The sequence below is a fragment of the Cronobacter sp. HA18006 genome (assembly GCF_011605445.1).
In the GTDB taxonomy this organism is placed as follows: Bacteria; Pseudomonadota; Gammaproteobacteria; order Enterobacterales; family Enterobacteriaceae; genus Cronobacter; species Cronobacter sakazakii.
Genome location: NZ_JAANQB010000011.1, coordinates 711,770 through 724,695 on the forward strand (window position 1 = coordinate 711,770; position 12,926 = coordinate 724,695).

14 protein-coding genes and 1 pseudogene are annotated in these 12,926 nt (G+C 55.9%); 6 read left to right on the forward strand and 9 right to left on the reverse strand.

Annotated features, from left to right (window positions below; translation table 11 throughout):
* Positions 1–325: 325 nt before the first annotated feature.
* A complete protein-coding gene (blaCSA, locus tag G9X48_RS05085; protein WP_097641773.1) occupies positions 326–1,453 on the forward strand; it encodes a CSA family class C beta-lactamase in 1,128 nt (375 codons plus the stop codon).
* Between the two features lie 51 nt (positions 1,454–1,504).
* Here the strand turns inward: blaCSA and nfsB are convergent, their stop codons facing one another.
* Positions 1,505–2,149: an oxygen-insensitive NAD(P)H nitroreductase gene (gene nfsB / locus G9X48_RS05090; RefSeq protein WP_004384956.1), complete on the reverse strand. Its 645-nt coding sequence runs from the start codon at positions 2,147–2,149 to the stop codon at positions 1,505–1,507.
* Between the two features lie 261 nt (positions 2,150–2,410).
* Between nfsB and pptA the strand changes: the two genes are divergently transcribed.
* On the forward strand, positions 2,411–2,641 hold the full coding sequence (gene pptA / locus G9X48_RS05095; protein ID WP_097641772.1) for a tautomerase PptA: 231 nt from the start codon (positions 2,411–2,413) through the stop codon (positions 2,639–2,641).
* A 45-nt stretch (positions 2,642–2,686) separates the two neighbouring features.
* Here the strand turns inward: pptA and G9X48_RS05100 are convergent, their stop codons facing one another.
* Entirely contained in the window at positions 2,687–3,592 is a 906-nt protein-coding gene (locus G9X48_RS05100; protein ID WP_004384954.1) for a manganese catalase family protein, read from the reverse strand.
* A 73-nt stretch (positions 3,593–3,665) separates the two neighbouring features.
* Entirely contained in the window at positions 3,666–4,175 is a 510-nt protein-coding gene (locus G9X48_RS05105) for a DUF892 family protein (RefSeq protein WP_004384953.1), read from the reverse strand.
* A gap of 474 nt (positions 4,176–4,649) precedes the next feature.
* Between G9X48_RS05105 and G9X48_RS05110 the strand changes: the two genes are divergently transcribed.
* On the forward strand, positions 4,650–5,471 hold the full coding sequence (locus G9X48_RS05110; protein ID WP_007867732.1) for an arylamine N-acetyltransferase: 822 nt from the start codon (positions 4,650–4,652) through the stop codon (positions 5,469–5,471).
* Here G9X48_RS05110 and G9X48_RS05115 read toward each other — a convergent pair.
* Entirely contained in the window at positions 5,468–6,382 is a 915-nt protein-coding gene (locus tag G9X48_RS05115; RefSeq protein WP_097641771.1) for an AraC family transcriptional regulator, read from the reverse strand. The genes G9X48_RS05110 and G9X48_RS05115 overlap by 4 nt on opposite strands.
* A gap of 119 nt (positions 6,383–6,501) precedes the next feature.
* Between G9X48_RS05115 and G9X48_RS05120 the strand changes: the two genes are divergently transcribed.
* Together G9X48_RS05120 and G9X48_RS05125 are read left to right on the forward strand one after the other, a co-directional pair.
* Complete coding sequence (locus tag G9X48_RS05120) at positions 6,502–7,038, forward strand: carboxymuconolactone decarboxylase family protein (protein ID WP_097641770.1); 537 nt, start codon at positions 6,502–6,504, stop codon at positions 7,036–7,038.
* Between the two features lie 161 nt (positions 7,039–7,199).
* Positions 7,200–8,285 carry an NAD(P)-dependent alcohol dehydrogenase gene (locus G9X48_RS05125; RefSeq protein ID WP_097641769.1) on the forward strand — a complete coding sequence of 362 codons (1,086 nt, stop codon included), beginning with the start codon at positions 7,200–7,202 and terminating at the stop codon, positions 8,283–8,285.
* 55 nt (positions 8,286–8,340) lie between these two features.
* On the opposite strand, the gene G9X48_RS05130 is transcribed toward G9X48_RS05125, so the two are convergent.
* Positions 8,341–9,105: an SDR family oxidoreductase gene (locus G9X48_RS05130; RefSeq protein WP_166499915.1), complete on the reverse strand. Its 765-nt coding sequence runs from the start codon at positions 9,103–9,105 to the stop codon at positions 8,341–8,343.
* 452 nt (positions 9,106–9,557) lie between these two features.
* On the opposite strand from G9X48_RS05130, the gene G9X48_RS05135 reads away from it, so the two are divergent.
* Positions 9,558–9,950, forward strand: coding sequence for a TfoX/Sxy family protein (locus G9X48_RS05135; RefSeq protein ID WP_097641767.1), 393 nt, complete (start codon positions 9,558–9,560; stop codon positions 9,948–9,950).
* Positions 9,951–10,133: 183 nt separating this feature from the next.
* Here the strand turns inward: G9X48_RS05135 and G9X48_RS05140 are convergent, their stop codons facing one another.
* The 4 genes and pseudogenes from G9X48_RS05140 to G9X48_RS05155 all read right to left on the reverse strand — a co-directional run bounded on the left by G9X48_RS05140 (position 10,134) and on the right by G9X48_RS05155 (position 12,849).
* Complete coding sequence (locus G9X48_RS05140; protein WP_097641766.1) at positions 10,134–10,727, reverse strand: flavin reductase family protein; 594 nt, start codon at positions 10,725–10,727, stop codon at positions 10,134–10,136.
* A 63-nt stretch (positions 10,728–10,790) separates the two neighbouring features.
* Positions 10,791–11,555: a hypothetical protein gene (locus G9X48_RS05145; protein ID WP_007867746.1), complete on the reverse strand. Its 765-nt coding sequence runs from the start codon at positions 11,553–11,555 to the stop codon at positions 10,791–10,793.
* Position 11,556: 1 nt separating this feature from the next.
* A complete protein-coding gene (locus G9X48_RS05150) occupies positions 11,557–11,754 on the reverse strand; it encodes a hypothetical protein (RefSeq protein ID WP_004384946.1) in 198 nt (65 codons plus the stop codon).
* A 124-nt stretch (positions 11,755–11,878) separates the two neighbouring features.
* Positions 11,879–12,849, reverse strand: a pseudogene (locus tag G9X48_RS05155) (alpha/beta hydrolase).
* Positions 12,850–12,926: the final 77 nt, after the last annotated feature.

Consider the following 12,926-nt stretch of genomic DNA (forward strand, 5'->3'; position numbering starts at 1 on the left):
CCAAAATAACCGACCGCCGTATACCAACCAAACGTTTGCCTGTGCTGGTTTTTGTACGGCAAATGTTCGTCTTTCCTGTGATTATGTTGTGCGGATAAGACAAAACATGGCGCAGCATCCTAACCGCAAACCGGGGGCTTCGCAAAGCCTACCAGTAAGGGTGTGAGCCAGAACGGATTAGCCCGTAAAAGTGTCAGGGTTGTTGTATGCGCGATAACCCAAATCCGGCGAGAAAACGTCCTGTGTTAGGGAAAATAATGGAGTTTTGTCACAGTAAGCGGAGATAATGGCGGTTTGTGTGCGATGAATGAGGCGAGGAGAGCCGATGAAAAGCAAAGTCAGTGCGCTGTTAATGATGATAGTTCTTGCGGGCCATGCGCAGGCCGCGCCCGTTGCGCCGCCGGATGCGGTCGTTAAGCCATTGATGGCGCGCTACCAGATCCCGGGCATGGCGGTGGCGGTGTCGGTTAACGGCGAAACGCATTTCTGGCATTACGGCGTGGCGTCAAAAGCAACGCGCAAGCCGGTGGATGAAAACACGCTTTTCGAAATCGGCTCGCTAAGTAAAACCTTTACCGCGACGCTCGCAAGCAAGGCGCAGCAAGACGGCAAACTGGATTTCAGCGCGCCCGCCAGCCAGTATCTTCCTGCACTGAAAGGCAGCGCGTTCGATAACGTGACGCTGCTGAATCTCGCCACGCACACCGCGGGAACGCCGCTCTTTGTGCCGGATGCGGTGAAAAACACCACACAGCTGATGGACTGGTATCGCGCCTGGCAGCCTGAAAAGCCGGTCGGCACCGAGCGCGTTTACTCGAATCTTGGGATAGGGCTGCTCGGGATGATTACCGCGAAGGCGCTCGATAAGCCGTTCAGCGAGGCGATGGAGCAGGGGCTGCTCAGGGATTTCGGCATGACGCACACCTTTATCAACGTGCCGGTGGCTGCGATGGACGACTACGCCCAGGGCTATAACAAGGACGACAAACCGGTGCGGGTGACGCCCGGCCCGCTGGACGCCGAATCGTATGGGCTGAAATCCGGCAGCGCGGATCTGCTGCGTTATCTGCAAATCCAGCTTGGCGAGCAGGAGGTGGCACCAGGCTGGCGTCAGGCGATTAACGCCACGCACAACGGCTACTACCGCAGCGGTGAGTTCACACAGGGGTTGATGTGGGAATATTATCCGTGGCCGTCGCCGCTCTCGCGCCTTGTTGAAGGCAACAGCAGCCAGCGCATCATGAAAGGGCTTGCGGCCACCGCGATCGTTCCGCCGCAGCCTGCGCCGCAGGCCGCGTGGTATAACAAAACCGGCTCGACCAACGGCTTTTCTACATACGCAGTGTTTATTCCTGAAAAGCGTATCGCGCTGATTATGCTCGCCAACAAGTGGTTCCCGAATGACGACCGTATTAAAGCGGCGTATGCGATTATTCAGGAGCTTGATAAGTAACGCGTCATAAAAAAGGCCGCCCGTGGGCGGCCTTTTTGTGAATTAACGCGCTCAGAGCTGCGTGATCACCACATCCTGATCCAGACGGGATTTCGGCAGTGTGGCGTTGAAGTCGGCATCGCTGCGATAACCGATGGTCGCTACCACCACGCTGCGCAGACCTTTTTCTTTCAGGCCCAGCACTTCATCCATTTTCTCCGGATGGAAACCTTCGATAGGCGTCGCGTCGAGGCCCATCGCGGCCGCGCCCAGCAGCAGGAAACCGAGCGCCAGGTAGGCCTGACGGGTCATCCATTCGCGCTGCTGCTCCGGCGTTTCGCTGTTCAGACCAACAAAAAAGCGGCGGCCTTTATCGTTCGCGGCGCGCGCTTCCTCGCTGTCGTAGCGACCATCCTGCTGCTCTTTTTCCAGCAGCTGCAGCAGATGCGCTTCGTTCAGCTCTTCTTTAATGGTGAACACCACGGTCATGGCGGCGTTTTTCGCTTTTACCTGATTAGCGTCCATCAGCGCTGGCAGGATCTGCGCTTTGCCTTCTTCAGTAGTCACGGCAAAGAAGTGCCACGGCTGGGAGTTGACGGAAGAGGGGCTAAAACGCAGCAGATCCAGCAGCTCCTGCTGCTGTTCGGCCGTCAGTTTACGGCTGTTGTCGTAGGCTTTGCTGGTATGGCGAGTGCGAATGATCTCATTAAGGTTCATAAATGTTCCCCGGTTGAATGCCGTGCCTTTATCAAAGGCCGCGAGCAGGTTACACCATTATTATCTTCGTTAAGGGAAACGATAGTAGCCTAAACCTGACGGCAGCAACACCTGTCGCCAGGGGTAAACCCGCTTGACGGCAAAAAATGCCAAATGCGTGACAACGTCACTGAGAAGGTAAGGTGTTGCACGTAAAAAAGCGTGAATGAACAGTCTGGTCTGGGGCATGATGATGAACCGTTCACGTTTCAAGGAACCGTTATGCCGCATATCGATGTGAAATTCTTCCCGCGCGATCTGAGCGACGCGCAACAGCAGGCGCTGGCCGATGAACTCACTAAGGTCATCGTTAAACATCTGCAAAGCAAAGAGAGTTCCGTTTCGGTGGCGCTCAATGAAGTCCAGCCGGAGCAGTGGAAAAGCGAGGTGTGGGATACCGAGATAGCGCCACAGCTTGATACGCTGGCCCGCAAGCCAGGCTATGATATGTAAGCCATAAAAAAACCCTGCCGGAGCAGGGTTTTCTTTTAAGGCCGGTTATTTTTTCTCAACCGGCTTTTTCGACTGACGCTCTACCGGGGGCACTGATGCGCCCATTTCCGCGCCGGTCACCGGGTTGATGCCCGGATCGGACTGCAGTCGCTGTGCCATGGTCAGTACGCTCGCCTGCTGTTCCGGCGAAAGCTGGATATCAATCATACCGTCGCCTCCATTAACTGCCGGCTGCGGATCGGCGACATACTCGAAGTTTTCGTCGCTGTTCCAGCTGCCGCGCAGGTCGTCACCTTTGGACATGTTGTAGTAAACATTTGTGTACTGTTCCACCGGCGGCAGTTTGCCCGGCGGGAAGTTATTACGAATAGAGTAGAGCGCTTTCTCAAACGAGAGCATATGCGCGACTTCACGGGTCATCAGGAAGCCGAGGGCATCTTTAACGCCCGGATCGTCCGTCAGGTTGATCAGTCGCTCATAGATAATTTTGGCGCGCGCTTCCGCCGCGATGTTCGAGCGCAGATCCGCGGTGATTTCACCGATGGTATCGATGTACGCCGCCGTCCACGGTACGCCTGCGGAGTTAGTCAGCGGCGGCCCGCCTCCGTAAAGCACCTGGGTCAGATGGCTGTCGTTACCCGCACCCGTAATGGAGCGGTAAAGCTCGCCTTCTGTTTCAGTGGCTTCCGCCAAATCGCCTTTAGCACCTTTGTTGAGCATCCCCACAAGGGAACCGATAATTTCCAGATGGCTCAGTTCTTCTGTGGCGATGTCCATCAGCATCTCTTTACGCGCCGGATCTTCATCACCCAGCCCCTGGGTGAAATAGCGGGTAGCTGCGGCGAGTTCGCCCTGCGGGCCACCAAATTGTTCCAGCAGTAAATTTGCCAGCCCCGGGTTCGGTTCCGCGACGCGGACCGTATATTGCAATTGTTTTACATGTCGGAACATCAGGTTCTCCTGTTTACACGACAACACTCATTTTTTGCCTGCCATATAAATGACAGGCGAATTTATTCAGAAATTATTTTTTCGCTTCAACGCCTGGCGCGGCTGCGCGATTAAGGAATTGCTGAGTAACATCCGGTAAATGGTTCAGACACCACTCTGCCATCGCAATTTCCTGCTCAAGGATCTGTTTAAAAATCACCACACCCTGTTCATCGCCCACGGCTTTTGCCGCCGCAATCAGCGAGGTGTAGCAGGCAATTTCAAACTGTTCGAAGACATAGCCGCTGATAGCGCCTTTCACCACTTCATCAGAAGCAAACATACCGCCAACGGCCTGGCCCATCGCCGTCATTTTGCTCATGGTGTCTTTGACAACAGAGGTTGAAACGTTATTTCTTTCAATAACGGAATTAATCAGCTGCTGCTGGTGGCGCGTCTCTTCCAGATGCTGCTCAAGACGGGATTTGAGGTCAGGATAGTGCTCAATACGGGAGGCCATTGACTCCAGCATCTGTTCCGCTTGTTTCTCCATCGCATGAGCGTCACGCAGCCAGTCATGATAATTTTCTTCGTATGTCGTCATAAATCACCTCTTCCGAAATATACAGTTACCTGTAAAGAAATATTTATGCGTCCTCTACAGAATTTATAAATTTGATACGCCCTAAAAAGCGTAGCAGATATTTTTAAACGGGAGACGGAATCGCGGATATCCTGGTTTTTGAGAGTAATCTTAACTCAAATTAACTGGATAATTATTATCCACTTGCGGCGAAATATGTACGAAAACTCCTTTTCTGTATAACTTCAGGAAGCAAATAATTGCATGTGAATTTTATTTTTACATTCGCTTTACATAAAAGGAAATAAATGTAGAGAGCGGTTTTAAGCGAAGCGGTAAAAAGGAGCGACTACGATTTTCATTAATATATCGCCCGATGCATGGCGCTTTTTCGTTATGCGGTGACAATTCAATAGCCTGAACACGCCCTGCCACATGCTTTACGGGAAAAGCGCTATCATCAGACAGACAAAGGACGCAGATTAAGGACTTCGCATGGCATTCAAACGACAGGATTACTTCTCCCGAATTGGCTACACCGGTGAACCGCGCCCAACGCTTGAGACGCTTACCGCGCTGCACAAGTGCCACACCGCGACCATTCCTTTTGAAAATCTCGATGTGCTGTTAGGGCGCGAGATCCTGCTTGATGATGACGCGATTTTCGTCAAGCTGGTGGAAGCCGGGCGCGGCGGCTACTGCTTTGAGCAAAACGCGTTGTTCTCCCGCGCGCTCGCGGAATGCGGCTTTGCCGTGGAAGCGCTCGCCGCGAGGGTATTAATCGCCGATCCTGACGCTATGCCGCCGCGCACTCACCGCCTGGTGCAGGTGATGATTGACGATGCGCCGTGGATTGCTGATGTCGGTTTTGGGGGGGCGACGCTGTGCGCGCCGATCCCGCTTGCACATGGCGCGGAGATAACCGGCCCGGAAGGGCGCTTTCGTATTGAGAGCCGACAAAGCGAGTTTTTGCTCTTAAAAGAAGAGGGCGACGACTGGCACGCACTTTACCGCTTTGACCAGGCGCGTCAATATCCGGCAGATTACCTGATGGCCAACCATTTTATTGCCCACTGGCCGGATTCTCATTTCCGCCATCACCTGCTGGCGGCGCTGCACCCTCCCGGACAAACGCCCTTAAAACTGCTTAACCGCCATCTCACCATGAATGGCGAGCGCCGGACGCTTGCCGACGACGGCGCGGTCTATGACTGCCTGCAAAAGGATTTCGGGATGCGCTTTACTCATCCGGTACATGGCGTTTCACGCGAGACGTTTTGCGCGATGATGGCGCAGCTTGCTCGCGATAACCCCTAAGGGCGGGCGTGCTGCTGGCGGAACTGGCCCGGCGTAACGCCCCAGGCGTTTTTGAACGCTTTGCTGAACGCGGCCTGGGTCAGATAGCCGCACGCCTCCGCCACGCGGCCGATAGCGTCCTGTTCGCGCTCAAGAAGCCTTGCCGCGCGCGCCATCCGCACCTGATTCAGCCAGGCCTGTGGGGTAAGCGGGTAACGGCTGGCAAAGTGTCTTGCGAAGGTGGCGCGGGAGAGAAAACAGCGTGCCGCCATGCTTTCCAGCGTCCACGGCTGTTCCGGATTCGTCAGCACCGCGCTTACGGCGGGTGCCAGCCGTTTATCCGCCAGCAATGGCAACATGCCAGGCGCGCCGTTCTCATCGGCCAGCAGGGCGCGCAAGACCAGCGTGAGCAGTGTGGAGGAGAGCTCGCGTACAATCGCCGCGGCACCCGGTCGCCCGCTCAGGCTCTCATCCGACAGCATGGTCAGAAGCGCCGCGAGCGAGCGGCAGTCTTCCCGCCCGTCTGTGGCGATACGCTGCAACGCAGGCTGACCGCTAAAAAGCAGTGCGCCGCTGACGCCGGTGCGAAACTCACCGCACAGCATCACCAGCGGCGTATCGTCGCCTTCCGTCACCACTTCCGTCACCACCGCATTGTCGTGCCGCTGCACGCGGGCGGCGGCACCGTCCTGCTTATGACTTTCCAGACGGTGCGCCGCGCCGTGAGGCAGCAGAAAGATATCGCCCGCCCGTGCATGAATGACTTCACCACTGAGCACCAGTCGCGCGCTGCCAGAGAGGATGGCATGCCAGGGAATATGGCCGACCGGGCTTTGCGCATGATCCGACTGCCAGCGTCCGGCGAAGCGGCAGTGTAAATCGACAGAACTTTCCGGCGCGAGAAGGGCGATGAGCTGGCTGAGGCTGTCCATAAAGCTCCTGAGACGATAAGACAAAAATCCGCGACGCCCGGCGGCAGATGGCGTAAGGCGTCACGCGTAGTATGCACACAACGCCCGCAGACGGGCATTTATTGACGAAGGAGTGCATCATGAGCCGTTTACAGACCATTGCGACAGAAACCGCCACCGGTAAAACCGCCCAGCTGTTTGATACGCTGAAAAGCGCGATGGGTAAAGTCCCTAACGCGTATGCCACCATCGGCAGCAACGCGCCGGATATTCTCTCCCAGGCGCTGCAACACAATATGACCCTGAAAAAAGGCGCGCTGAGCGCCCGCGAGCTGGAAGCCATCAATCTGCTGGTGAGCGAGACCACAGGCTGTGATTACTGCCTCGCCGCCCATACCCTGATGGCGAAAAAAGCGGGTTACAGCGCCGACGATACCCGCGCGCTGCGTGCCGGGCGGTTTGCGCAGGATGCCCATATCGACGCGCTGCTGCGTTTTGTGAAAACCATGATAACGACGCGCGGCACGCTGCCGGAAAGCGACGTGACCGCGCTGCGCGCCGCCGGTTTCGACGACCGTCAGGTTATTGAGATCTTAAGCGCCATCAGCGCCATTCTGTTTACCAACATGGTGAACCGGGTGAACGACACCGTGGTGGATTTTCCTAAAGCAGAATAATCCGCACCTGGCGGGGGAGGGGAGCGGTACTAACGATATCAAGACGTTAGCGCTCCGCTCCTTACAACCCACCCTAACCGGCACCGCCCGGTACCTGGCAAAAGTCACCGATGCGCAGTATAAGAAGTAAACACCGCTGATACGCGTAACCGGAGACAATAATGACCATGAAAGTGCTGGGCTATGCCGCGCAGAGCCCCGAAGCGCCGCTCGCGCCTTTTGAGTTTACCCGCCGCGCGCCGCGCCCCGACGATGTCGTCCTCGAAATTCTCTACTGCGGCGTCTGCCATTCCGATCTTCATCAGGCTCGTGACGACTGGGGTTTCAGTCAGTATCCCATTGTGCCGGGCCATGAAATCATTGGCCGCGTCACGGCGGTCGGCAGCGACGTCAAAAAATTCAAACCGGGCGATCTCGCGGGCATCGGCTGTATGGTCGATTCGTGTCGCAGTTGTCCTCCGTGTCGCGAGGGGCTGGAACAATACTGTCTTGAAGGCTGCATTCAGACCTATAACGGTATCGATCGTCACGATGGCGAACTGACGTTTGGCGGCTACTCACAGATTATTCTCGCCTCGCAGGACTTCGTGCTGCGCATCCCCGAAGGGTTAGATCTCAAAGGCACCGCGCCGCTGCTCTGCGCCGGGATTACTACCTGGTCGCCGCTGCGCCACTGGAACGTCGGCAAAGGCAGCCGTGTCGCGGTGGTTGGGCTTGGCGGTCTCGGGCATATGGCTATCAAGCTTGCCCATGCGCTCGGTGCCGACGTGACGCTGTTCACCCGCTCGCCAGGGAAAGAGGAAGACGCCCGCCGCCTTGGCGCGCATCACGTAGTGCTCTCTGAAGAGCCAGGCCAGATGCAGCAGGTCGCCGGACATTTCGATTTAATTATCGACACCGTGCCTTACGCGCATGACATCAACCCGTATCTGTCGACGCTCAAAATTGACGGCACGCTGGTTTTTGTCGGCCTGCTCGGAGAGGTACAGCCTGCGGTCAATACGGTACCGATGATTATGGGGCGGCGTAGCGTGGCGGGCTCGTGTATTGGCGGGATCGCCGAGACGCAAGAGATGCTCGACTTCTGTGCGAAGCACAACATCTCTGCCGACGTGGAAGTGATCAACATTCAGGAAATCAATGAGGCGTGGGAAAGGATGCTGAAAAGCGATGTGAAATATCGCTTCGTGATCGATATGGCGTCACTGCAGCAGGGCGCGCGTCTGGAACCCGTGACGGCGGCTTAAAACGCTCTTATTTTTGATGCAAAAAGCAAAAGCGGGCATGAAGCCCGCTTTTTTGTTACGCCTGTTTGGGCTGACCATTTGAGGCCGTCAGGCCGCCATCCACCGGCAAATTCGCGCCTGTGATATACCGGGCGTCGTCGCTCGCGAGAAACGCAATCGCATCGGCGATATCTTCCGGCTCGCCCGCACGTTGCAGCGGGATTCGCTCATAGAATTTTTGCAGCAGCGCTTCATCCTGCTTCATATCTTCTGTGAGATCGGTAAACGTAAAGCCCGGACAAATCGCATTCACGCGTACGCCATCGGCACTGTAATCCATCGCAAGCGATCGGGTAAAGTTTGTGACCGCGCCTTTTGCCGCGTTATAAACGCTCATGCCCCAGTCGCCACCCAGCCCGGAGACCGATGAAATATTAATCACGTTGCCTTTGGTTTTCAGCAGGCCCGGCATAAACGCGTGCAGGCAGTAGAATACGCCGTTGAGATCGGTGCCCATCAGCGTTTCCCAGTCCTCAAGCGTAATCTCATGAATTTTGCCCTGTACAATCACGCCAGCGTTATTCACTAACACATCGACGCGACCAAATTCATCCGCCACGCGCTGCGCGAGCGCCTGTACCTGTTGCGCGTCAGAAACGTCGCAGGGCACGACCAGGTGCTTGCCTTGCGTAAGCGTCGCGGCCACTTTATCGAGTTTTTCTTTTGTGCGCCCAACCAGCACAACGCTTGCGCCTTCATGCGCAAAACGACGCGCCGTGGCGGCACCAATGCCTGATCCTGCACCTGTCACGACCACGACTTTCTCTTGAAAACGGTTCATACATCCTCCTTTCCAGTGTCTGGCACAATGCTGTGCTTAATCATCAAGTCCTTGTTAACTCTGGCATTCATTGCACGCTTCGCAAGTCTCAGGCTTATTTTTCTTTATAAGCCTCTGTTTTCGTTTGAATAAAAAGTCATTAAAAAATGTGACGCAAACCAAAATTTCGCGCCGAAAATAAAGGGGGCCGGAGAGAGGGAGGGTTTAACTTTGCTTATCAACGGGTTAGTGATTTATCATAAAGATATTCTTGCGCGGGTTCGCTTTCTTGTGGATAACATGTGCAAAGTGAACAAAAAATATCCTGATAGACGATCGCATTTGATCCCGCCGCATGCAGAGCGACTAACTCTGTCACTTTTAGCGATCCTTTTTAATTAAACAGATCTTAATTTAGATCCCGACCTTTTTAAGTCGGAGTTAATTCCTGTACCCCAACCGGGAGGAGAGTGATGAGCGTTTCCCGTGAATACGTGACGTTTGTCCTGGACCAGCTGGCACCGCTCGGCGTGGTAGAAACCCGCCGTATGTTTGGCTGCGTGGCGCTGTTTCAGGCCGGACGGATGTTTGCGCTGGTGGATGGCGACGCGCAGCTTTACATCAAAGCAGACGATCAGAACCGCGAGCGGTTTATCGCCGAAGGCTTCCCGCCTTTTACCTATGTCACCACCCGGCGCAGCGGTGGCCAGCAGGAAGTCGCGTTGGGTTATTACCGCATTGCCGAAGAGCTGGTGGAAGATAATCAGGAATTGTTGCGCTGGGCGCATGAAGGAATTGCCGCTGCCATGCGCACACCGGAGAAAAAACCTCGCAAAACCACGAAAAAACCGGGCGTAAAGGCTTAACCGAACGATAATCACCTGCTTTAGTTACAACATACATAATACGATCCAACAAATCTGCTTCAGCGTCAGCGCCAGGAAAAGGCTTTCCAGAATAAAATGGCGGCGAATGGCAGGATTGATCGTTTGCCAGAGGCATAAAAAAAGCCAGACGCGCTGGCTTGGGAATGGACGTGAGAAGGGCGTTCAGATTTCGTTGTCAGTACGCGGGAAAGCCTCGCCGATAGCATAAAAATGTCCGCCCGCGACGTGATGCAGACTGCGCAGCTCAGACGGCGCATCTTCAAAGTGCCAGCGGCCATCGTGAAAAACGCGGGTATCCGCCCAGGCAGCAGTCACCTTACCGATAAACAGATCGTACTGCTGCTGATTATGCGGCTCGGGAATCAGCTCGCAGGCGAGCCATGCCGAGCAGCCCGCAACCAGCGGTGCCTCAACGCCGTCCATATGAAACAGTTCCACACCGGCGAGTTTCAGTTTCTCAGGCTCGTTATGCAGGCTCAGCGTGCCCGCCTGATACGTCATTTCCCGCTGTGCGATGGTTGGCACCTGTAAAACAAATGACCCACTGCGCTCAAGCAGTTCGCGGGTGCGGGCGATTTTATCGATAACCACCGTCACCTTTGGCGGCATAAAATCCAGCCCGCAGGCCCAGGCGGCGGCCATCACATTTTCCACGCCGTCATGACGGGCGGAAACCAGCACCGTTGGCCCGTGATTAATTAACCGGTACGCTTTGTCCAGCGGCACCGGTGCCATAAAAGAGTGAGTGTCGTTCATTCGCATAACCCTGTATTGACCCAGGCGGGCAGGGTAACACAGCCGCCCGGGCACCATTTTGCGCTACGTGTCGCGCATCCCAAGCGCCAGCGACTGCGCCGGGTCGAACAGCGACAGGCTCTCAATCTGATTGAGCAGAATGACTTTGCGATAAGCGAGCGCCGATTTCTCTCCGGCCTGCAGCGTGATGCCATGGCTGTCATACCAGGCGCTGTAATTATGCTCGACGCGCAAATCCAGCGTTTCGTGGTCGCGGTAGCCGCTCAGCATCGGAATGAGCACCAGATTGCTGATATCGCTGCGGGTACTGTCGAAGGTGGCGCTATGGATCATCCCGATATACACACGCTGGGATTTCATGGTTATCCAGATAAGCTCGCCCTCTTCCATGCACTCATACAGCAGCCCTTCGATGCCGTTGGCGCGCGAGAGCGTGCGGTAGAGCGTGCGGCGGCCAGTGTTATCAAGCTTCGCCGTCGGCGACCAGTTCGCGCGGTAGAGGCAAAACAGAATGGCAAAGCCCAGCATCAGCACCACCGGCGCCTGGATGCCGAGAAAGCTCCAGTTCATAAACGCCATCTGGTAGTGATAGTCGTCGCTGCCGGACCACGCCGGGAATGCATTCAGCACGCTTGAGACGCCAAGCAGCGCCAGCCACAGCAGGCCGGTGGCGATAATGCCCTGCAACACGAAAATACAGCCGTAAAGCGCCACCAGGAAATAGACGTCCCACCCCGAGGTGCGCATAAACTTAAACCGGGTGGAGAGATCGCGGCTGGTATACCAGTAACCGCACACCATCAGCACCATAAATATCGCCGTTCCCATCTTAAGCCCTCTTCAGCATTTCGACGTGGCGGGCGAAATCTTCCTGTACGGCAAGACACTCCACATTAACTGAGGCGTTGCCATCCTCGTCGATAATAATGCGTTCTCCTTCGTCAATCGCATCCTGGATATGCGCCGGATGAACGGCATGAACCAGCTTTTCCGGGCTGGTAAAAAGCGAGCGAAATATTCTTAGCATGTAAAACCTCCCGGCCAACAGTATAGAAAGCCTGGTGGATGCAGGGTAAAAGTGGCGGGTTTTACGGGTTTATCTGATGAAAAAGGCCCGCCAGCGGGGCGGACTGAGGGTTATTTGAGCGGCTTCAGGGCATCCAGCCGCGCGGTGCCCCGACTGGCGGCGCGTGGCCGGGATCGTCAAAGCGATGAGCGCCGCGTGGGGAATGGCGCTCGCCGCCGCCTTGCCAAGCGCCGGGTAGTCGCCAAGCGTCTTTTGCACTTCTGGCGGCGCGGCGTCTTTGCCGGGCGCGGTTGTATCTTTATTGCCAATCAGCAGCAGCGTCGGCATTTTCAGCTGGCCAAATTCATACACCACCGGCTGGGTGTAGATCATGTCGTAGAGCAGCGCGGAGTTCCACGCCACCTTCTCTTTGCCCGCGCCCTGATACATCCCGGCAAGCATCGTGACCCAGCGGTCATACTCCGGTTTCCACTGACCGGCGTAATAGGTGTTCTGTTCATACTTGCGGATGCTCTGCGCGCTGGTTTTTAGCTCGCGCTGATACCACGCATCCACCGACTGCGCCGGCACGCCTTTCGCTTTCCAGTCCTCCAGGCCAATCGGGTTAATCATCACCAGTTGTTCTGTTTCATCCGGGTACATCAGCGCGTAGCGCGTCGCCAGCATCCCGCCCGTGGAGTGGCCAATAACGGTCGCCTTTTTAACGCCGAGTTTTTCCAGCAGCGCGTGGGTATTCTGCGCCAGCTGCTGAAAGCTGTACTGGTAGCGCTCGGGTTTAGTGGATTTGCAAAAGCCAATCTGATCCGGCGCGATGACGCGATACCCGGCGTCGCGCAGCGTGCGAAGCGTCGTATCCCAGGTGCCGGCGCAGAAATTTTTGCCGTGCAACAGCACCACGGTGCGGCCGTTGGGTTTATCGGGTTGCACATCGATATACGCCATCTGCATCGGCTGGCGCTGGGATTCAAAATTAAAGCGCGCCACCGGCCAGCCGTAATCGAAGCCTTCAAGTTCGGGGCCGTAAGCGGGCGTTTCGGCAAGCGCAGATGCGGCGAGGGCGCAGAGCAGCGCCGCACAGGAAAGGCGTAATGACACAGGCGGTTCTCCTTAACGGTTCAACAGCAAACGTGTTTGACTATAGCCAACGGGAGCAGCGCGCGTGTCGAGCGGGG

What these genes read in the sequence shown, in the direction of transcription:
- blaCSA (WP_097641773.1), top strand. Translation starts at nt 326, where the DNA reads ATGAAAAGCAAAGTCAGTGCGCTGTTAATGATGATAGTTCTTGCGGGC.
- nfsB (WP_004384956.1), bottom strand. Translation starts at nt 2,149, where the DNA reads ATGAACCTTAATGAGATCATTCGCACTCGCCATACCAGCAAAGCCTAC.
- pptA (WP_097641772.1), top strand. Translation starts at nt 2,411, where the DNA reads ATGCCGCATATCGATGTGAAATTCTTCCCGCGCGATCTGAGCGACGCG.
- G9X48_RS05100 (WP_004384954.1), bottom strand. Translation starts at nt 3,592, where the DNA reads ATGTTCCGACATGTAAAACAATTGCAATATACGGTCCGCGTCGCGGAA.
- G9X48_RS05105 (WP_004384953.1), bottom strand. Translation starts at nt 4,175, where the DNA reads ATGACGACATACGAAGAAAATTATCATGACTGGCTGCGTGACGCTCAT.
- G9X48_RS05110 (WP_007867732.1), top strand. Translation starts at nt 4,650, where the DNA reads ATGGCATTCAAACGACAGGATTACTTCTCCCGAATTGGCTACACCGGT.
- G9X48_RS05115 (WP_097641771.1), bottom strand. Translation starts at nt 6,382, where the DNA reads ATGGACAGCCTCAGCCAGCTCATCGCCCTTCTCGCGCCGGAAAGTTCT.
- G9X48_RS05120 (WP_097641770.1), top strand. Translation starts at nt 6,502, where the DNA reads ATGAGCCGTTTACAGACCATTGCGACAGAAACCGCCACCGGTAAAACC.
- G9X48_RS05125 (WP_097641769.1), top strand. Translation starts at nt 7,200, where the DNA reads ATGACCATGAAAGTGCTGGGCTATGCCGCGCAGAGCCCCGAAGCGCCG.
- G9X48_RS05130 (WP_166499915.1), bottom strand. Translation starts at nt 9,105, where the DNA reads ATGAACCGTTTTCAAGAGAAAGTCGTGGTCGTGACAGGTGCAGGATCA.
- G9X48_RS05135 (WP_097641767.1), top strand. Translation starts at nt 9,558, where the DNA reads ATGAGCGTTTCCCGTGAATACGTGACGTTTGTCCTGGACCAGCTGGCA.
- G9X48_RS05140 (WP_097641766.1), bottom strand. Translation starts at nt 10,727, where the DNA reads ATGAACGACACTCACTCTTTTATGGCACCGGTGCCGCTGGACAAAGCG.
- G9X48_RS05145 (WP_007867746.1), bottom strand. Translation starts at nt 11,555, where the DNA reads ATGGGAACGGCGATATTTATGGTGCTGATGGTGTGCGGTTACTGGTAT.
- G9X48_RS05150 (WP_004384946.1), bottom strand. Translation starts at nt 11,754, where the DNA reads ATGCTAAGAATATTTCGCTCGCTTTTTACCAGCCCGGAAAAGCTGGTT.